This is a genomic window from Massilia sp. NBRC 108631 (genome assembly GCF_059704565.1).
Genome location: NZ_BAAKJE010000142.1, coordinates 136,056 through 155,454 on the forward strand (window position 1 = coordinate 136,056; position 19,399 = coordinate 155,454).

General features: G+C 65.7%; 15 protein-coding genes and 4 tRNA genes. 16 read left to right on the plus strand and 3 right to left on the minus strand.

The annotated features are described in order from the left end of the window. The first annotated feature begins 2 nt into the window (after positions 1 to 2). Positions 3 to 3,632, plus strand: a complete 3,630-nt coding sequence (locus AC6H42_RS16025; protein WP_497548464.1) for a hydantoinase B/oxoprolinase family protein — start codon at positions 3 to 5, stop codon at positions 3,630 to 3,632. A gap of 74 nt (positions 3,633 to 3,706) precedes the next feature. Next, the gene (locus tag AC6H42_RS16030) at positions 3,707 to 4,774 is read left to right on the plus strand and encodes a porin (protein ID WP_497548465.1); all 1,068 of its coding nucleotides are present in this window, start codon (positions 3,707 to 3,709) and stop codon (positions 4,772 to 4,774) included. A 4-nt stretch (positions 4,775 to 4,778) separates the two neighbouring features. Here the strand turns inward: AC6H42_RS16030 and AC6H42_RS16035 are convergent, their stop codons facing one another. Both AC6H42_RS16035 and metG read right to left on the minus strand, forming a co-directional pair. Next, positions 4,779 to 5,258, minus strand: a complete 480-nt coding sequence (locus tag AC6H42_RS16035; RefSeq protein ID WP_497548466.1) for a GNAT family N-acetyltransferase — start codon at positions 5,256 to 5,258, stop codon at positions 4,779 to 4,781. A 4-nt stretch (positions 5,259 to 5,262) separates the two neighbouring features. Next, positions 5,263 to 7,434, minus strand: a complete 2,172-nt coding sequence (metG, locus tag AC6H42_RS16040) for a methionine--tRNA ligase (RefSeq protein WP_497548467.1) — start codon at positions 7,432 to 7,434, stop codon at positions 5,263 to 5,265. Between the two features lie 133 nt (positions 7,435 to 7,567). Between metG and apbC the strand changes: the two genes are divergently transcribed. The 3 genes from apbC to AC6H42_RS16055 are packed head-to-tail and all read left to right on the plus strand — an operon-like array spanning position 7,568 to position 10,265. Further along, positions 7,568 to 8,656, plus strand: coding sequence for an iron-sulfur cluster carrier protein ApbC (apbC, locus tag AC6H42_RS16045; protein ID WP_057157969.1), 1,089 nt, complete (start codon positions 7,568 to 7,570; stop codon positions 8,654 to 8,656). After that, complete coding sequence (locus AC6H42_RS16050; RefSeq protein ID WP_057157970.1) at positions 8,649 to 9,833, plus strand: WD40/YVTN/BNR-like repeat-containing protein; 1,185 nt, start codon at positions 8,649 to 8,651, stop codon at positions 9,831 to 9,833. The genes apbC and AC6H42_RS16050 overlap by 8 nt, the downstream gene beginning before the upstream one ends. Before the next feature lie 33 nt (positions 9,834 to 9,866). Next, entirely contained in the window at positions 9,867 to 10,265 is a 399-nt protein-coding gene (locus tag AC6H42_RS16055) for a DUF4399 domain-containing protein (RefSeq protein WP_497548468.1), read from the plus strand. A gap of 53 nt (positions 10,266 to 10,318) precedes the next feature. Here AC6H42_RS16055 and AC6H42_RS16060 read toward each other — a convergent pair whose 3' ends face one another. Next, the gene (locus AC6H42_RS16060; protein ID WP_497548469.1) at positions 10,319 to 11,770 is read right to left on the minus strand and encodes a serine hydrolase domain-containing protein; all 1,452 of its coding nucleotides are present in this window, start codon (positions 11,768 to 11,770) and stop codon (positions 10,319 to 10,321) included. A gap of 86 nt (positions 11,771 to 11,856) precedes the next feature. Here AC6H42_RS16060 and gltX point away from each other — a divergent pair, with 86 nt between their 5' ends. The 11 genes from gltX to AC6H42_RS16115 all read left to right on the plus strand — a co-directional run bounded on the left by gltX (position 11,857) and on the right by AC6H42_RS16115 (position 19,336). Further along, a complete protein-coding gene (gene gltX / locus AC6H42_RS16065; protein WP_497548470.1) occupies positions 11,857 to 13,266 on the plus strand; it encodes a glutamate--tRNA ligase in 1,410 nt (469 codons plus the stop codon). A gap of 85 nt (positions 13,267 to 13,351) precedes the next feature. Next, positions 13,352 to 13,427 (plus strand) — tRNA-Ala (locus tag AC6H42_RS16070). Positions 13,428 to 13,456: 29 nt separating this feature from the next. Further along, positions 13,457 to 13,532, plus strand: a tRNA-Glu gene (locus AC6H42_RS16075). A gap of 188 nt (positions 13,533 to 13,720) precedes the next feature. Beyond that, a complete protein-coding gene (locus tag AC6H42_RS16080) occupies positions 13,721 to 14,212 on the plus strand; it encodes a hypothetical protein (RefSeq protein WP_057157972.1) in 492 nt (163 codons plus the stop codon). Between the two features lie 93 nt (positions 14,213 to 14,305). Continuing rightward, positions 14,306 to 15,493, plus strand: coding sequence for a cytochrome c oxidase subunit II (locus AC6H42_RS16085; protein WP_057157973.1), 1,188 nt, complete (start codon positions 14,306 to 14,308; stop codon positions 15,491 to 15,493). Between the two features lie 13 nt (positions 15,494 to 15,506). Then, the gene (locus AC6H42_RS16090; protein WP_497548471.1) at positions 15,507 to 17,333 is read left to right on the plus strand and encodes a cytochrome c oxidase subunit I; all 1,827 of its coding nucleotides are present in this window, start codon (positions 15,507 to 15,509) and stop codon (positions 17,331 to 17,333) included. Next, positions 17,330 to 18,076 (plus strand): cytochrome c oxidase subunit 3, encoded by a 747-nt coding sequence (locus tag AC6H42_RS16095; protein WP_497548472.1) that lies wholly within the window; start codon positions 17,330 to 17,332, stop codon positions 18,074 to 18,076. Before AC6H42_RS16090 ends, AC6H42_RS16095 begins: the two co-directional genes overlap by 4 nt. A 3-nt stretch (positions 18,077 to 18,079) precedes the next feature. Next, positions 18,080 to 18,757 carry a heme-copper oxidase subunit III family protein gene (locus tag AC6H42_RS16100; RefSeq protein WP_057157974.1) on the plus strand — a complete coding sequence of 226 codons (678 nt, stop codon included), beginning with the start codon at positions 18,080 to 18,082 and terminating at the stop codon, positions 18,755 to 18,757. A gap of 12 nt (positions 18,758 to 18,769) precedes the next feature. Further along, complete coding sequence (locus tag AC6H42_RS16105; protein WP_497548473.1) at positions 18,770 to 19,087, plus strand: cytochrome C oxidase subunit IV family protein; 318 nt, start codon at positions 18,770 to 18,772, stop codon at positions 19,085 to 19,087. 68 nt (positions 19,088 to 19,155) lie between these two features. Next, positions 19,156 to 19,231, plus strand: a tRNA-Glu gene (locus AC6H42_RS16110). 29 nt (positions 19,232 to 19,260) lie between these two features. Next, positions 19,261 to 19,336, plus strand: a tRNA-Glu gene (locus AC6H42_RS16115). Positions 19,337 to 19,399: the final 63 nt, after the last annotated feature.

Genomic DNA, 19,399 nt, shown 5'->3' on the forward strand with positions numbered 1-19,399 from the left:
CCATGAAAAACGACATCCGTGCGCAACAACTCCGCTGGCAGTTCTGGGTAGACCGGGGCGGCACCTTCACCGACATCGTGGCGCGCCGCCCGGACGGCAAGCTGGTCACGCACAAGCTGCTGTCCGAGTATCCCGAACGCTATGCAGACGCCGTGACGCAAGGCATGCGCGACCTGCTGGGCCTGAAAACCGGCGATCCGCTGCCGGCCGAACAGATCGAAGTGATCAAGATGGGCACCACCGTCGCCACCAACGCGCTGCTGGAGCGCAAGGGCGCGCGTACCGCGCTGGCCATCACGCGCGGCTTCGCCGACCAGCTGCGCATCGGCTACCAGGACCGGCCGGACATCTTTGCCATGCGCATCGCGCTGCCGGACTTGATCTACGAGCAGGTGATCGAGATCGACGAGCGCATCGGCGCCCACGGCGAAGTGCTGCAGGCGCCGGACGAGGCGCAGCTGCGGCGCCAGTTCGCCGGCCTGCGCGAGCAGGGCATCGGGGCCATTGCGATCGTGCTGATGCATGCCTACCGCTACCCGCAGCATGAGCAGCGCCTGCGGGCGCTGGCCGAGCAAGCCGGGTTTGCGCAGATCTCGGTCAGCCACCAGGTCAGCCCGCTGATGAAGATCGTCGGCCGGGGCGACACCACGGTGGTGGACGCCTATTTGTCGCCGGTGCTGCGCGACTACGTGTCGCGGGTGTCGGCCGACACCGGGGACGTGCGCATCATGTTCATGCAGTCGAACGGCGGCCTGACCGACGCCGCCCGCTTCCAGGGCAAGGACGCCATCCTGTCCGGCCCCGCCGGCGGCATCGTCGGCGCGGTCAAGAGCTGCGAGGCGATCGGCCTGCAGCAGGTGATCGGCTTCGACATGGGCGGCACCTCGACCGACGTGGCGCATTACGACGGCGCCTATGAGCGCGTGTTTGAAACCGTGGTGGCCGGCGTGCGGGTGCGCGCGCCGATGATGCATATCCATACGGTGGCGGCGGGCGGCGGCTCGATCTGCAGCTTCGAGAACGGCCGCTTCAAGGTGGGGCCGGAATCGGCCGGCGCCAACCCGGGCCCGGCCAGCTACCGCAAGGGCGGCCCGCTGACCGTCACCGACTGCAACGTGATGCTGGGCCGGGTCCAGCCGGAGCACTTCCCGCACGTGTTCGGGCCCAGCGGCGACCTGCCGCTGGACCGCGAAGTAGTGGCGCGCGCCTTCGGCGAGCTGGCGCAGAAGATCGAACGCGAAACCGGCACCCGGCTGTCGCCCTCGGCCGTGGCCGACGGCTTCCTGGCGGTGGCGGTGGACAATATGGCGCAGGCCATCAAGTCGATTTCCGTCGAACGCGGCTACGACGTGAGCCGCTACGCCATGTGCTGCTTCGGCGGCGCCGGCGGCCAGCATGCCTGCCGCGTGGCCGACGTGCTGGGCATGACCAAGATCGTGATCCATCCCTTTGCCGGCGTGCTGTCGGCCTTCGGCATGGGCCTGGCCGATATCCGCGCCATGCGCGAAGGCGCCGTCGAGCAGCCGCTGACGGAGGCAGTGCTGGACGCGCTGCAGCCGCGCCTGGTCGCGCTGGCCAAGCAGGCCGCCACCGAACTGCTGGAGCAGCAGGTGGCGCAGGAAGACATCCGTGTTGAACTGTGCGCGCGCCTGAAATACCAGGACAGCGACTCGGCCTTCGTGATCGCGCTGGGCAGCGTGGAAGAGATGTCGGCGTCGTTCGCGGCGCTGTACCGCGCGCGCTTCGGCTTCGTCATGGAAGGCCAGCCGCTGGTGATCGAGTCGGTGTCGGCCGAAGCCATCGGCGCCGGCGGCGGCGCCAGCTTCGTCATCGAGGTTCCCGCCGCCGGGGGCGGCGAGGGCGGCGAGGGCGCCAGGAGCGCGGACAGCTACGTTGACAGCTACGTCGACGGCCGGACCGTGCCGATTGCGCTGCACGTGCGCGCCGAGCTGCCGGTGGGCAGCCGCATTGCCGGCCCGGCGCTGATCCGCGAGCAGATCGCCACCACGGTGGTGGACGCCGGCTGGAGCGCGCGGGTGCTGCCGGACCACACGCTGCTGCTTGAGCGCGTGGCCGCTGCCGGCAGCGCGCACCGGATGACCACCGCCGTGCACCCGATCCACCTGGAAATTTTCAACAACCTGTTCATGGCGATTGCCAAGCAGATGGGCACCACGCTGGAGAACACCGCCTACTCGGTCAACATGAAGGAGCGCCTGGACTTCTCCTGCGCCATCTTCGACAGCCACGGCAACCTGATCGCCAACGCGCCGCATATTCCCGTGCACCTGGGTTCCATGAGCGACAGCGTGCTGTGCGTGATCCGCGAGCATGCGGCCAGCATGGCGCCGGGAGATGCCTATGTGCTCAACGTGCCCTACAACGGCGGCACCCACCTGCCGGACATTACCGTGGTATGCCCGGTGCATGGCGACGGCCCCGAGCCGCTGTTCTATGTCGCCGCGCGCGGCCACCACGGCGACGTGGGCGGCATCACGCCCGGCTCCATGCCGCCCAACAGCACCACCATTGAGGAAGAGGGCGTGCTGCTGGACAACATCAAGATCGTCGACAAGGGCGTATTCCTGGAGCCGCTGGTGCGCGGCCTGTTTGGGGCCGGCCCCTGGCCGAGCCGCAATATCGACCAGAACATCTCGGACCTGATCGCCCAGCTGGGCGCCTGCGAAACCGGCGCCAACGAGCTGCTGAAAGCCGTGTCCACCTACGGCCAGGACGTGGTGCTGGCCTATATGCAGCACGTGCAGGACAATGCCGAAGCGGCGGTGCGCAAGGCCATCGGCGGCCTGCGCGACGCCAGCTTCGCCTACGAAATGGACGACGGCGCCATCCTCAAGGTGCGGCTGACCATCGACCATGCCAGCCGCAGCGCCACGGTGGACTTCACCGGCACCAGCGAACAGCGCCCGACCAACTTCAATGCGCCGCTGTCGGTCTGCAAGGCGGCCGTGCTGTACGTGTTCCGCACGCTGATCGACAGCGACATCCCGATGAACGAGGGCGTGCTCAAGCCGCTCAAGCTCATTATCCCGGAAGGCTCGATGCTCAATCCGCGCTATCCGGCGGCGGTGGTGGCGGGCAACGTCGAAGTGTCGCAGTACGTCACCGATGCGCTGTACGGCGCGCTGGGCGTGATGTCGGCCTCGCAGGGCACCATGAACAACTTCACCTTCGGCAACGATCAGCACCAGTACTACGAGACCATCGCCGGCGGTTCCGGCGCCGGACCGGGTTTCGATGGCACGGCCGCCGTGCAAACCCATATGACCAACTCGCGCATGACCGATCCGGAGGTGCTCGAGTGGCGCTTCCCGGTGCTGGTGGAGACCCACGCCATCCGGCGCGGCAGCGGCGGCAAGGGCGCGCGGCAGGGCGGCGACGGGGCGCTGCGCCGCATCCGCTTCCTGGAAGCGATGACGGCCAACATCCTGGCCGGCCACCGCCGCATCGCGCCTTTCGGCCTGCAGGGCGGCGCGCCGGGCGCGCTGGGCCGCAACTGGGTGGAGCGCGGCGACGGCTCCATCGAGGAGTTCGGCGCCACCCACACGGCGGACATGAAAGCCGGCGACGTGTTTGCCATTGAAACGCCGGGCGGCGGCGGCTTCGGTTCGTAAGCGCCATACAGGCGGGATGGCCAGGCTCGCTATCCCGCCTTCATCGCGGAGCCACCTAAAAACAGGGACAAAAAATGAAGAAGACCATGCTTGCGCTCATGCTGGGCGCATCGGCAGGGGCGGCTGTCGCCCAAAGCAACGTAACGGTGTACGGCATTGTGGACGTGGCGCTGGTGCGCGAAAGCGGCGGCGCGGCCAGCAGCACCAGGCTCACATCGGGGGTGGAAGCCGGTTCGCGCCTCGGGTTCAAGGGCACCGAAGACCTGGGCGGCGGCATGTCGGCCGTCTTCCTGCTGGAGAACGGCTTCCAGGCGGACACCGGCGCCATGGGGCAGGGCGGCTTGCTGTTCGGCCGCCAGGCTTATGTGGGCCTGCACAGCAAGCACGCCGGCACGCTGACCCTGGGCCGCCAGTACACGCCGCAGTACCTGGCGGTGGCCGCGGCGGACCCGTTCGGCTCCGGCACGGCGGGCGACACCAAGAACCTGATGGCGGCCACCGGCAACAGCGCCAGCCGCATGGACAACGCGGTCAAGTATGCGTCGCCGGTGTTCAAGGGCTTCAATGCGGAAGTGGTGTACGGCGTGGGCGAAGTGGCCGGCGACAGCACAGCGCAGCGCCAGTTCGGCGCTGCGCTGGCGTACGCCGCCGGCCCGCTGGTGCTGCGCCTGGCCCACCACAACCGCAACAACGACACGGCCGCGCTGAACAACACCGGCAATGCGAAGAACACGGTGCTGACGGCGCTATACGATGCAGTCTTCCTCAAGGCCCACTTCGCATACGGTGTGGACAAGGGCCTGAACAGCGCCTTGCCGCGCAACCTGGCCAACCCGTACGGCTACGCCGCCGCGCCGGTGCCGTCCATCGACAGTACGGCGGTGCTGCTGGGGGTGAGCGTGCCGCAAGGGGCGGGCGTGTGGCTGGGCTCGTACATCCGCAAGGACGACAAGACCCGCTTCAACCAGGACGCGGAGCAGCTGGCGGCGGGCTATCGCCACTACCTGTCGAAACGCACCGACGTGTACGCGGTGTACGCCTATTTGCGCAACAAGAACGGCGCCGGCTACACCGTGGGCAGCGCCATCGAGGGCGGCACCGGCAACCGCGGTTTCAACCTCGGGCTGCGGCACATGTTCTAGCGCGTCAGTACTTCAGCAGGCGCCGCATGACAAAGGGCGCCGGTTCCAGCGGGTTGGCGTGGGTATATTCCAGCTCCTCCGCCAGTTCGAACTCGAAGGCGGTGTAGAAGTCGATCAGCTTGGGCTGGTCGGCGCGCACCGCCATGCGCAGTTCTTCCACACCGGTTTCCAGGCCATGGTGGATGACCGCTTCCAGCAGGTGCTGGGAGATGTTCTTGCCGCGCCAGGCGGGCAGCACGCCCATGCGCAGGATTTCCCGGATGTGGGTTTCCGTTTCCAGCGGCAGCCAGCGCACCGAACCCACCGGCACGTCGTCCACCAGTAAAATAAAACCGCCGCCGTCGCGCAAATGCTGCGTGACGAGTACGGCGGTTTCACGGTGGCCACTGGATGTGACGCTGACCTTGCCGGCCCACGCGGCGCGCGTGAGCTCGGCAATCAGTTTGGCATCGTCATCCGTTGCTTCACGTACGACTATGTTCATATGCTTAGCGGATGCGCATGCCCGGTTCGGCGCCAGGCCACGGGTTCAGGATGTAGATGCCCGGCTTGCTGTTTTCATCGGCCGCCGAAGCCGCCATGACCATGCCTTCCGAGATGCCGAACTTCATCTTGCGCGGCGCCAGGTTGGCCACCAGTACCGTCAGTTTGCCGATCAGGTCTTCCGGCTGGTACATCGACTTGATGCCGGAGAAGACGTTGCGGTGGCGGCTTTCGCCTGCGTCCAGGGTCAGGCGCAGCAGCTTGTCCGACCCTTCCACGTGCTCGCAATTGACGATTTTTGCGATGCGCAGGTCGACCTTCATGAAGTCGTCGATCGCGATTTCCGGCGCCAGCGCTTCCACGCCGTGCTTGGCCACCAGCGGTTCCAGCGGCGGCGCTTTCGGCGCCTTGGCAGGCTTGGCTGCGGCAACCGCCGGCGCGCTGGCGGCGGCGGCGATCTGGTTCTGCGCGTCGAACAGGTCTTCGATCATCTTGGCGTCGACGCGGGTCATCAGGTGGTTGTAGGCGCCGATGGTGCGGCCCAGCATGGGCTGGAAGGCCGCGCCCGAGGCCAGCCCGGTGTCGGCCCAGACCAGCTTGTCGTCGTTGAGGAAACGGCTCACGTTGGCGGCCACGCCCGGCAGCACCGGCGACAGCAGGATGGTCAGCTGGCGGAACAGGATCAGCGCGGTGGTGCACACCTCGTGCAGCGCGGCGGCCTTGGACTCGTCCTTGGCCAGCGCCCATGGCTTGTTCTCGTCGACGTACTGGTTGGTGACGTCGGCGATCTCCATGATTTCGCGCAGCGCCTTGCCGAATTCACGGTTCTCGAAGTTGGCGGCGATGCTGGCCTGGCGCTCGGCGCCGTCGGCGGTGCTCAGCGCGCGCTTGATCCAGCCCATGGCGTTGTCGGACAGGCTGGAGGCCAGCTTGCCGTCGAACTTCTTGTTGATGAAGCCGGCGCAGCGGCTGGCGATGTTGACGTATTTGCCGATCAGGTCCGAGTTCACGCGGGCCACGAAGTCGTCGCCGGTGAAGTCCAGGTCTTCCACCTTGGCGTTCAGCTTGAAGGCGATGTAGTAGCGCAGCCATTCCGGGTTCATGCCCAGGTTCAGGTAGCGCAGCGGCGAAATGCCGGTGCCGCGCGACTTGGACATCTTTTCGTTGTTGACGGTCAGGTGGCCGTGCACGTTGACTTTCAGCTTGTCGATCACCGGGTGGTCGGCGAACTTGAGCATGGCCGGCCAGAACAGCAGGTGGAAGGACACGATGTCCTTGCCGATGAAGTGGATCTGCTCGGTGCCTTCGTCGTTCAGCAGTGCGTTGAAGTCGATGCCTTTCTTCTCGCAGTAGTTCTTCAGGCTGGCCAGGTAGCCGACCGGCGCGTCCAGCCAGACGTAGAAGAACTTGCCCGGCGCGTCCGGGATCGGGATGCCGAAGTAGGGCGCGTCGCGCGAAATGTCCCAGTCGGCCAGCTTCTCGCCGGCTTCGCCCAGCCATTCGCTGACCTTGTTGACCATTTCCGGCTGCAAGCGGCCGGGCGTGTTGAGCCAGTCGCGCAGGAACTCGAAGCAGCGCGGGTCGGACAGCTTGAAGAAGTACTGCTCCGACGGCTTCAGGATCGGGGTGGCGTTGGTGAACACGGAGAACGGATTCACCAGTTCGGTCGGCTGGTAGGCCGCGCCGCACACTTCGCAATTGTCGCCGTACTGGTCCTTGGCGCCGCACTTCGGGCATTCGCCCTTGATGTTGCGGTCGGCCAGGAACATGCCCTTGACCGGGTCGAAGAAGCGGTCGACGATCTTGGTGGCGATCAGGCCGGTGTCGCGCAGCTTGCGGTAGATGCCTTGCGACAGCTCCACGTTTTCCGGCGAATCGGTCGAATACCAGTTGTCGAAGGCGATATGGAAGCCGTCCAGGTACTGCGCGCGGCCGGCGGCGATCTTGGCCACGAATTCCTGCGGCGTGATGCCTTCTTTTTCGGCAGCGATCATGATCGGCGTGCCGTGGGTGTCGTCGGCGCCGACAAAGTGCACTTCGCGCAGACCGTCGCCTTCGCGCTGCATTCGCTGGAAACGGACCCAGATGTCGGCCTGGATGTACTCCATCATATGGCCGATGTGGAAGGCAGCGTTTGCGTAGGGCAGGGCAGTAGTGACGAACAGCTTGCGGGTCATGATTGATGCACTTTGTTGGTGGGAAAAAGAGCATTTTACCAGCGCTGGCCGCCGATGCGCACCGGGACGGGGACGGCACGCTGTTTTTCTGTCTATTTTGCGCTAGACTGCGGGATCACTTACGGAGATTCAGATGAGCATCACGGTAGAAGACGTCAAAGCGGCATTGTCTAAAGTTACAGACCCGAACACGGGCAAGGATTACTGCACCTCGAAGGAAGTGCGCAACCTGAAGGTGGACGGCGCCGACGTTTCCTTCGACATCGAGCTGGGTTATCCGGCCAAGAGCCAGGTGGACGCCATCCGCGCCAGCGTGACGGACGCCGTGGCGGCGCTGCCGGGCGTGGGCAAGGTGTCCGCTAATGTATACAGCAAGATCATTTCGCACACGGTGCAGCGCGGCCTGAAGCTGATGCCGAACGTGAAAAACATCATCGCGGTGGCTTCCGGCAAGGGCGGTGTTGGCAAATCGACCACGGCAGTCAACCTGGCGCTGGCGCTGGCGGCCGAAGGCGCGTCGGTCGGCGTGCTGGACGCGGACATCTACGGCCCGTCGCAGCCGATGATGCTGGGCATCAGCGGCCGCCCGGAGAGCAAGGACGGCAAGACCATGGAGCCGCTGGAAAACCATGGCCTGCAGGTGTCGTCGATCGGTTTCATGATCGATCCGGACGAGCCCATGGTGTGGCGCGGTCCGATGGTCACGCAGGCGCTGCAGCAGTTGCTGGAGCAGACCAACTGGCGCGACCTGGACTACCTGGTGGTGGATATGCCGCCCGGCACCGGCGATATCCAGCTGACCTTGTCGCAGAAAGTGCCGGTCACCGGCGCGGTCATCGTCACCACGCCGCAGGACATTGCGCTGCTGGACGCGCGCAAGGGCTTGAAGATGTTCGAAAAGGTGGGCATCCCCATCCTGGGCGTGGTGGAGAACATGAGCACGCATATCTGCTCGAACTGCGGCCATGAGGAGCATATCTTCGGCCATGGCGGCGGCGCCAAGATGTGCGCCGACTTCGGCGCCGAGTACCTCGGCTCGCTGCCGTTGACGATGGCCATCCGCGAGCAGACCGACTCCGGCAAGCCGACCGTGGTGGCCGAGCCGGACGGCCCGGTTGCCGCCGTCTACAAGCAAATCGCCCGCAAAATTGCGGTAAAAGTCGCGGAAAAGGCGAAGGACATGACCAGCAAGTTCCCCAGCATCGTGATCAAGAATGATTAGGCGCTCAACGCCGGCGGCGGGCTGCGCCGCGCAGGCCGCAGGTGCCGGGCTGGCGTCCGTGGCATCCGTGGCGGCGCTGGCGCTGGCGGCGTTCGCCGTGCCGGGATGCGCCATGGCGCAGGACGCGGCCGGCGCCCCGCGCGGCTTGCCGTTGCCGCCGCCTTCGGCCGTGGGGCAGGCGCTGGTGCAGGCTGCGGGCTGGCAGCCGCTGGCCAGCGGCACCAGCGCCGAGCTGCGCGGCCTGTCCGTGGTGAGCGAGACTGTGGCCTGGGCCAGCGGCGCCAAGGGGACGGTGCTGCGCACGGTGGACGGCGTCTCCTGGCAGCAGCGGTCCGTGCCCGACGCCGACAAGCTGGACTTGCGCGACATCCACGCCGTGGACGCGAACACCGCCATCGCCATGAGCGCCGGCCCCGGCGCGGCTTCGCGCATCTACCGCACCACGGACGGCGGCGCGAGCTGGAAGCTGCAGATCACCAATCCCGACGCCGAAGGTTTCTGGGATGCGATCGCCTTCTGGGACGCGAAACACGGCATCGTGTTCGGCGACCCGGTCAAGGGCGCCTTCCAGGTGCTGCTGACGGCGGACGGCGGCGCCACCTGGCAGCCGGTGGCCGACGCGAAAGGACTGGCGTCCTTACCCAATGAGGGCGCGTTTGCCGCCAGCGGCACTTGCCTGACGGTGGCCGGCAGTACCGACGCCTGGTTTTCCACCGGCGGCGCCGAGCACGCCCGCGTATTCCATTCTTCCGACCGTGGCCGCACCTGGCGCGCCTCGGCGGTGCCGATGCCGGCCGGCGCGCCCGCGCGCGGCATTTTCTCGGTCGGCTTCCGCGATGGCAAAGTGGGCCTGGCGGCCGGCGGCGACTACAAGGAAACCTCGATGGCGACCGTGAACGGCGCCCGCACCGAAGACGGCGGCGCCAGCTGGAGCCCCGCCCCCATCCTGCCGACCGGTTACATGTCTGTGGTGGTGCCCGTGCGCGGCGCGGCGGACGCCTTCGTGGCGGCCGGGCTGGCCGGTTCCGGCTACAGTAACGACGGCGGCAAAAGCTGGGTCATCCTGGACCGCACGCCGGTGAACACGGTCGGCTTCGCATCGCCCGCCGTGGGCTGGGCGGTCGGTCCCAAAGGCCTGGTGATGAAATACGCAGGGCCGATACTCGGCAAGAAGTAATCCAACGATGGGAAACAACGATTAGGAGAGTTTATGCAGAAATTCCTGAAGCGCGCCTTGTTGGCGCTGGCACTGGGCGGCGCCAGTTTTGGCGCTGCGGCGCAGGCGGTGTCCTTCGCCGAGCCGGCCGACGGCGCGGTGGTCGGCAGCCCGTTCAAGGTGAAGTTCTCGGTCAGCGGCATGGAAGTCAAGCCGGCCGGCGAGATGGCCGCCAACACCGGCCACCACCACCTGATCATCAACGGCAGCAGCATCAAGGCCGGCGAATCGATTCCCTTCGACGACACGCACCTGCATTTCGGCAAAGGCCAGACTGAAGCCGAGGTGAAGCTGCCGCCCGGACAATACAAGCTGACCATGCAGTTCGCCAACGGCGCCCACCAATCCTATGGCCCGGGCGCCAGCAAGACGATCAACGTGACGGTCAAGTAAGCGGCCGCGTTGGCGGGTTGGGGCGCTCCGCGCCCGGCCCGCCAGACCGGCGCTTAATCCTTGGCGCGGGTAAACGGTATCTCGGTCGTGCCGTGCGTGTAACGGCCGGCATCCTTGCCGCTGAAGTGCAGCTCTGCTTCGCGGGACTGCATGAAATAGCTACCGCTCGGCGCCGCCAGCAGCGTTTCGCTGGTTCCGTTCCCCAGTTCGACCACCAGCCCGTCGCCCGCGCGCCGGATGGTGAAGCCCTCGCCTGCAATCACATACCTGCCCGGCAGCGTGGCCAGCGCATCCGCTGTCAGCGCCACATTGCGGCGCACCTTGGCGCCCATGGTGGGCCAGCCGTATTCCGCCGCCACCGCGCGCACCAGTGCGCCCGCCAGCTCATCCCCGCCGTCGCCGTTGGTCATGACCACGATGCCGTCGCCGCGCTCCGTATAGGCTGTCATGCGCGCGCGATAGCCAGCATTGGAGCCGCCGTGGCCGAAGCTTTGCGTCTGGCCGTCGCCCTCGATGCCCAGGCCGAGTCCATAGTTCTGCATCACCGGCGTCAACATCAGATAAGTCATGGCTTGCGACAGCACCGCGTTGGACTGGCCGGCGGCCGAACGCCGCGTTTCAAGGGCGAACTTGGCCAGGTCGGACGGCGTGGTCCACAGGCCGGCCGCAGCCTGCTCGGGATAGGTGTGCGGGCCGCCTGGAATCGGCTTGCCGCTGCGGTCGTGCGGCAGGGCGGCGCGCGCCAGCAGGGGCTGCGGCAGCGGCTGGGCGAAGGTGCTGTCCGTCATCGCCAGCGGCTTGAGTACCTTCTCTTGCATCAGGTCGGCAAACGGCGTCTTGCTGCGCTCCGTCATCACGTGCTGCACCACCTGGTAGCCGCCGCCGGAGTAGCGCCAGCGGCTGCCGGGGCGCGCGTTGACATGCACGCCGCCGGTGTTGGCGGGCTTGGCGCCGTTCAGGATCTGCACCAGCGTCGGCAGCGGCGCGCCGGCGGCGTAGCCGGGGAAGCCGTGCCCCGTGGTGCCGGCCGTGTGCGACAGCAGCTGGCGCAGCGTGACGGGGTTGTTGTCGGCGTCCTTGGGCAGCTTCCACAGCGCGGTGTAGCTGTTGACGTCGCGGTCCAGCTCCAGTTTGCCTTCCTCCACCATCTTGAGTGCACCCATGGCGGCCACCGGTTTGCTGATGGAGGCGGCCTGGAACAGCGTGGAGGTGGTCAGCGGCGCGCCGCCCGGCGTGACCACGCCGTAGGCCTTGGCCCATTCAACCTCGCCGCCATGGATCACCGCGATGCTCACGCCCGGCACACCCAGCCGCGCCATCTCGTCGGCCAGCTTGCGCCGGGCCGGCGGTGCGCCTTCCAGCGCGATGGCCGGCAGCAAGCCCTGTTCCACTCTGGCGATGCGCTGCTGCAGCGGATCTTCCGCAGCGAAGGCGGTCATGGCGGTCATTGCCGGCAGGGCGGACAGCAGGCCGATGGCGGCGTACAGGCGGGTGCGTGGATGCAAGGCGGGCTCCTTTGTAGTGGTTTGGTTCGAGTATATAACCATAGCGGGTTAAAATACCCGTTTAATCCATTTGCTTCAGTCCAGAGATGACCACCACACCTGCAACTCCCGTCCGTACCCGTTTCGCTCCCAGCCCGACCGGCTATCTGCACCTCGGCGGCGCCCGCACCGCGCTGTATTCCTGGGCTTACGCGCGCCACTTCGGCGGCACCTTCGTGCTGCGCATCGAGGATACCGACCTGGAGCGGTCGACCCCGGAAGCGGTGCAGGCCATCATCGAAGGCATGGCTTGGCTGGGCCTGAATCATGACGAAGGTCCGTTCTACCAGATGCAGCGCATGGACCGCTACCGCGAAGTGGTGGGCCAGATGCTGGCCGCCGGCACGGCCTACCATTGCTACTCGTCGCCGGAAGAAGTGCAGGCCATGCGCGACAAGGCCGCCGCGGCCGGCGAAAAGCCGCGCTACGACGGCACCTGGCGTCCGGAGGCAGGCAAGACCCTGCCCGCCATCCCGGAAGGGCGCAAGCCGGTGGTGCGCTTCAAGAACCCGCTGGACGGCGAAGTGACGTGGAACGATTTCGTCAAAGGCACCATCACCATCGGCAATAAAGAACTGGACGACCTGGTGATCGCGCGTCCGGACGGCACGCCGACGTACAACTTCTGCGTTGCCATCGACGACCTGGACATGGAAATCACCCATGTCCTGCGCGGCGACGACCACGTCAACAACACCCCGCGCCAGATCAACATCCTGCGCGCCATTGGTGCGCCGCTGCCGCAGTACGGCCACCTGCCGATGATACTGGGCTCGGACGGCGCCAAGATGTCCAAGCGCAAGGATGCCGTCAACGTCATGCAGTATCCAGCGGAAGGCTATCTGCCGGAAGCCATTTTGAATTACCTGGCGCGCCTGGGCTGGAGCCACGGCGACGACGAAGTGTTCTCGATGGAGCAGGTGTGCGCATGGTTCGACGGCACGCACCTGAGCAACTCGGCCGCGCAGTTCAACATTGAAAAGCTGAACTGGCTGAACAACCACTATATCAAGCAGGCCGACAATGCGCGCCTGGCCGGACTGGCCAAGCCGCGCATGCTGGCCGGCGGCGCCGTGTTCGACGGCGCGCCGGCGCTGCCGGTGGTGCTGGGCTTGCTGAAGGAGCGCACCAATACGGTCAACGAGCTGGCCGATGCCGCCATGCTGTTCTACCGCGCGCCGCAGCCGGACGCCGCGCTGCTGGCCCAGCACGTGACCGACGCCGTCCAGCCGGCGCTGGCCGACTTCGCCGAGCGCTGCAAAACCGTGGAGTGGAACAAGGCCGCGCTGGCCGCCATGATCAAGGAAGTGCTGGCCGCGCACGGCTTGAAGATGCCGCAGATCGCCATGCCGCTGCGCCTGTTCGTCACCGGCCAGCTGCAGACGCCGGCCATCGACGCGGTGCTGGAAATCTTCGGCCGCGACACGGTTGTGGCGCGCATGTCAAAGTTCCTCTGATTTATTTCTTGAAGCAGGGGCAAAGTTGCAAAAGGGTATTTGCATAATACGGCGCCTCTGCTATACTCTTGTCTCTCGCGCAAACGGGGGTATAGCTCAGCTGGGAGAGCGCTTGCATGGCATGCAAGAGGTCAGCGGTTCGATCCCGCTTACCTCCACCAACAGCGCAGAAGCACATCGGAAGTTCCAGGTCCCCATCGTCTAGAGGCCTAGGACATCACCCTTTCACGGTGAGTACCGGGGTTCGAATCCCCGTGGGGACGCCAGTTCTGGCAAACATCACAGTTAGTCGACAAGCAAGCTGCCACGGGCGGCTTTTTTCGTTCTCGCACGCCGGTTTCCCCTCTCATTGTCCTGTATCTGCGCACAAGCTTAACGAGATTGCATGTTGGCGAAACTGTTCTACACTGGACGAGGGTGGCCACCGTAGCCGCCTATCAAAAGGGAGACGGACATGGAACTCCATATGCACTCGCACCGCTGGGTGGCGCGCCAGCCTGACTGGGCGGCCGCGGCGGTAGCCGGCTTTGGCGCCGGCGGTATCCTCATGGTACTGGAAGTGGCCTGGGCCGCGCTGGCGGGCGTGCCCGATCCGTGGCAGGTGACGCACATGGTCGCCGCCATGGTGCTCGGCTGGGAGGCGCTGCAGTCCACCGGCTATATATTCGGCCTGCTGGCGGCCGCGCTGGTGGTCCACTATGTGCTCGGCATCATGTTCGGCATCATGCTGGCAGCCATCATCGCGCCGTTCCAGCTCGATTCGAGTACCGGCATGGTGCTGCTGGCCGGCGCGGTATTCGGGCTGGTGCTGTACGTGCTGAATTTCTACGGCATGTCCGGCGCGTTCTCGTGGTTCGCCGAGATGCGCGGCTGGGCGACCGCAGTGGGCCATGTGGTGTTCGGCATGTCGGCCGCCTATATTTACCGCAGGATGGAAAAACCGTAATCAGCACCGTTGTTGCGTGGTTCGTTGAGCATGTTGTAGGGCACCAGTTGCACATGGCTTAGAGCGAAACATCTGACAGAAACGGGGCGGCTTATGGCGTTGGCACTGGCTTTGATCCTGATCGTGGTGGGTACGCTTGCGTTCCACTTCTGGAGCCCATGGTGGCTCACTCCGCTGGCGTCGAACTGGCAGGCAATGGACGACGCCCTGATGCTGACGCTGGTGATTACCGGCGCCATCTTCGTCATCATCAATCTGTTCGTGGCCTACGCGGTGATCAAGTTCCGTCACCGCGACGGCGTGCGCGCGTCCGCGGAGCACGGCAGCAAGAAGCTCGAATGGTGGCTGATCGGCGTGACGACGGTGGGCATCGTCATCATGCTGGCGCCCGGCCTGGACGTGTATGCCAAGCTGATCACGGCGCCGGACCATGCGATGCAGTTCGAAGTGATGGGGCAGCAATGGCAATGGCATTACCGGCTGCCCGGCAAGGACGGCCGCATGGGGCAGACCGACGTCACCCACATCAGCCCCGAAAACCCCTTCGGCGTGAACGCCAAGGATCCCTACGGCCAGGACGACGTGCTGGTCGACACGCAGGAAATCCACATTCCGCTCGACCGGCCGGTCAAGGTGCTGCTGCGCTCGCAGGACGTGCTGCATGACTTCTATGTGCCGCAGTTCCGCACCCGCATGAATATGGTGCCGGGCATGGTCACGTCGTTCTGGTTTACCCCCACGCGCACCGGCCGCTTCGAAGTGATGTGCGCCCAGCTGTGCGGCATCGGGCACGCCAATATGCGCGGCTACGTGGTGGTCGAGGACGACGCGGCGTATGCGAAATGGCTGGCGGCGCAGCCGACCTTCGCGGCCAGGATGCGGGCCGGGGCGGCGGGCGGCACCGGGGTTGCCGCCGCTGCCGCCGGCGCCGGCGCGGCGGGCGCGGAAGGCACGGCGGCCGGCACGGCCGGCGCCGGCGAGAGCGCGCCGGCCAGCGATACGGCTGCGCAAGGCAAGCTGCTGGCGCAGGCGCGCGGCTGCATGGCCTGCCACAGCGTGGACGGCAGTCCCGGCGTGGGGCCGACCTGGAAGGGCTTGTACGGCAAGACTGAAACACTGGACAGCGGCAAGAGCGCCGTGGCGGACGATGCCTACCTGAAGCAGTCCATCGCCGATCCCAAGGCGGCCATCGTGCGCGGTTTCCCACCCATCATGCCGCAGCAGCCGCACACCGAGGCGGAGCTGGCGGCAATGGTGGACTACATCAAGACTGTGAAGTAAGGCGGAGGTTGCGATGGCATATGGCAACGGACACGGCAGCGGGCACGATGGGCACGGTGACCACCATGGCGGCCACGACCATGGCCCCCAAAGCTGGGTCACCAAGTACGTGTGGAGCCAGGACCACAAGGTGATCGCGGTGCAGTACGCGCTGACGGCCATCGTGGTGGGGCTGATCGGGCTGGTGCTGTCGGACCTGATGCGGCTGCAGCTGGGCTATCCCGGCAAGTTCTCCTTCATCGACGCGTCCAGCTACTACCAGTTCATCACCATGCACGGCATGATCATGGTGGTGTACCTGCTGACCGCGCTGTTCCTGGGCGGCTTCGGCAACTACCTGATCCCGCTGATGGTGGGGGCGCGCGACATGGTGTTTCCCTTCCTGAACATGCTCAGCTTCTGGTTCTATTTGCTGTCGGTCTTGATCCTGATCGGCAGCTTCTTCGTGCCCGGCGGGCCCACCGGCGCAGGCTGGACGCTGTATCCGCCTCAGGCGATCTTGCAGGGCACGCCGGGCGTGGAGTGGGGCATCATCGTGATGCTGATCTCGCTGGTGGTGTTCATCGCGGCCGCCACCATGGGCGGCCTGAACTACGTCACCACCATCCTGCAGGCGCGCACGCGCGGCATGACGCTGATGCGCATGCCGCTTACCGTGTGGGGCATTTTCGTGGCCACCATCCTGGCGCTGCTGGCCTTTCCCGCGCTGTTCGTCAGCGGCGTGATGATGCTGTTCGATAAGACGCTGGGCAGCAGCTTCTTCATGCCGGCCGTCGTGTCCATGGGCCAGCACCTGGCGCACCAGGGCGGCAGCCCCCTGCTGTTCCAGCACCTGTTCTGGTTCTTTGGCCACCCCGAGGTGTATATCGTGGCCTTGCCCGCCTTCGGCATCATCTCCGACCTGATCAGCGTGCACGCGCGCAAGTGCATCTTCGGCTACCGCATGATGGTGTGGGCCATCGTGATCATCGGCGGGCTGAGCTTCGTCGTGTGGGCGCACCATATGTACGTGAGCGGCATGCATCCGCTGTTCGGCTTCTTCTTCGCCACCACCACCCTGATCATCGCGGTGCCGACCGCCATCAAGGTCTACAACTGGACGCTGACCCTGTGGCGCGGCGACATACACATGACCGTGCCCATGCTGTTCGCGCTGGGCTTCATCAGCACCTTCGTGCTGGGCGGCGTGACCGGGCTATTCCTCGGCAATGTCAGCGTCGATATCCCGCTGTCGAACACCTATTTCGTGGTGGCGCACTTCCACATGGTGATGGGCGTGTCGCCTGTGCTGGCGGTGTTCGGCGGGATTTACCACTGGTACCCGAAGATCAGCGGCCGCATGTACAACGACACCCTGGGCAGGCTGCATTTCTGGATCACCTTCCTGGGCGCTTACGCGATTTTCTTCCCCATGCACTATCTCGGGGTGCTGGGCATGCCGCGCCGCTACTACGCCTATGACAACTACGCCTTCATCCCGCCGTCGGCGCAGCTGATGAACGAGTTCATCACCATCGCCGCGCTGGTGGTGGGCGTGGCGCAGTTGCTGTTTATCTTCAATCTCGCCCATAGCACCTTCAAGGGCAAGGTGGCGGACGGCAATCCGTGGCGCGCGGCCAGCCTGGAGTGGTTTACGCCGCAGACGCCGCCGGCGCACGGCAACTGGGGGCCGCAGCTGCCGGTGGTGTACCGCGGCGCGTACGACTATGGCCAGCAGACCGGCGACAGCGACTACATTGCGCAAAACGTGGGGCCGGACGATGATCCTCCCGGTGCGCCGGCCGGATCCCCGGGCGGCATCCCCGGCGCGCGGCCAGTGGCCGGCGGAGGTGTGGCGTGAGCGCCGCGTCCGGCATGCAGGCGCCGATGGCGGGCGGCGCCGGCGAGGGCGGGTTGGCCAGACGGGATGGACCGGACGGGCCCGGCGCGCGCAAGGTCGGCCTGTGGGTCTTCATGGCGGTGGTGACGTCGCTGTTCATGCTGTTCAGCGTCGCCTACGTGATGCGGATGGCGACGGCCGACTGGCAGCCGCTGCGCTACATTCCGTGGCAGCTGTGGCTGAGCACGGCGGTGCTGGCGCTTGCCAGCGCAGCGTGGGAGTTGGCGCGGCGCGCGGCGCAGCAGGGCAGGGCGCGTATGGCGGACTGGACGGACAGCGCGGACATCGAGCGCGGACCCAGGGCCGGCGCGGCAGGCGACGGTGCGGCCCGGCGCGCGGGGCTGCTGGCGTGCGCCTTGTCGCTGGCCTTCCTGGCGGTGCAGCTGTGGGCCTGGCAAGCCATGACGGCCATGAACGTCACCGTCAACGGCAATCCGGCCAGCAGCTTCTTCTACCTGCTGACCGGCTTGCATGGCCTGCACGTGTGCGGCGGCCTGGTGGCGGCGCTCCTGGCCGGCGTCTCCGCCAGGCGCGGCAAGGCCGCGTTCGCCACCTTCGCAGCGCATGCCGCGCTGTGCGCGCGTTACTGGCATTTCTTGCTGTTGCTGTGGCTGGGATTGTTTGCGCTGCTGTTCCTGGTCACGCCGGACCTGGTGCAGGTGGTGTGTGAAAGCGTCGGCATCCGGCCGCCGCAAGCGAGGTGAACCATGAATACGCCGAGTGACGGCTTGCAGGGCCTGGTCAGCGACTTCTCGGCCGACCAGGTCGCCTACCAGGTGCCGTGGGGCAAGCTGATGATGTGGATCTTCCTGCTCAGCGACACCTTCATCTTCGGCAGCTTTCTTACCGGATACATGACGGTGCGCCTGTCGGCCACCGCCGCCTGGCCCAATCCCAGCGAGGTGTTCGCGCTGACCATAGCCGGTACCAATCTGCCGCTGATACTGATCGCCATCATGACTTTCGTGCTGATCACCAGCAGCGGCACCATGGCCATGGCGGTCAACTACGCCTACCGGGGCGAGCGCGCCGTGGCTGCGCGGCTGATGCTCATCACCGCCGTGTTCGGCGCAATGTTCGTCTGCATGCAAGCGTTCGAGTGGACCAAGCTGATCCATGAAGGCGTGCGGCCCTGGTCCAATCCCATGGGCGCGGCGCAGTTCGGCGCCTGCTTCTTCATGATCACGGGCTTTCACGGCCTGCACGTGTCGGCTGGCGTGATCTACCTGCTCATCGTGGCGCGCCGCGTGCAGCGCGGGCACTACGAGCGCAGCCGCGGCGAAGCGCACGGCGGCAAATACGACATTGTAGAAATCGCCGGCTTGTACTGGCACTTCGTGGACCTGGTGTGGGTCTTCATCTTTGCGCTGTTCTACCTGTGGTAGGGAGGAGGGGCCATGGCCACCGTGACCGAGCACACGCAGCATCCGATCGGCGTCTACTTCAAGATATGGGGCTTGCTGTTCGTGCTCAGCGCCTTCTCCTACGCGGTCGACTTTTTCCACCTGCAAGGCTATCTGCGCTGGACCCTGATCCTGCTGCTGATGGCGGCCAAGGCCGGCTTGATCGTGGCCTATTTCATGCACCTGAAGTGGGAGCGGCTGGCGCTGATCTACACCATCCTGATACCGCCGTCCGCGCTCATCGTTCTGGTGTGGCTGATGATGGTGGAGGGCGACTATACTTTCCTCACGCGCATGACGCATTTTGGATGAGTCCTCGCATGGCGTTGCCTTGATTTTCAAGCTTTTACCATGCTACAATTCGCGCACGCTTTTACGACGTCCCCATCGTCTAGAGGCCTAGGACATCACCCTTTCACGGTGAGTACCGGGGTTCGAATCCCCGTGGGGACGCCAAGTCAACATATTCAAAGTGTACCGATCATGTCCCCATCGTCTAGAGGCCTAGGACATCACCCTTTCACGGTGAGTACCGGGGTTCGAATCCCCGTGGGGACGCCAGACAATGAAAGCCGCCTTGTGCGGCTTTTTTGTTACTTGCATGGCTACCGACATGGCTACCGA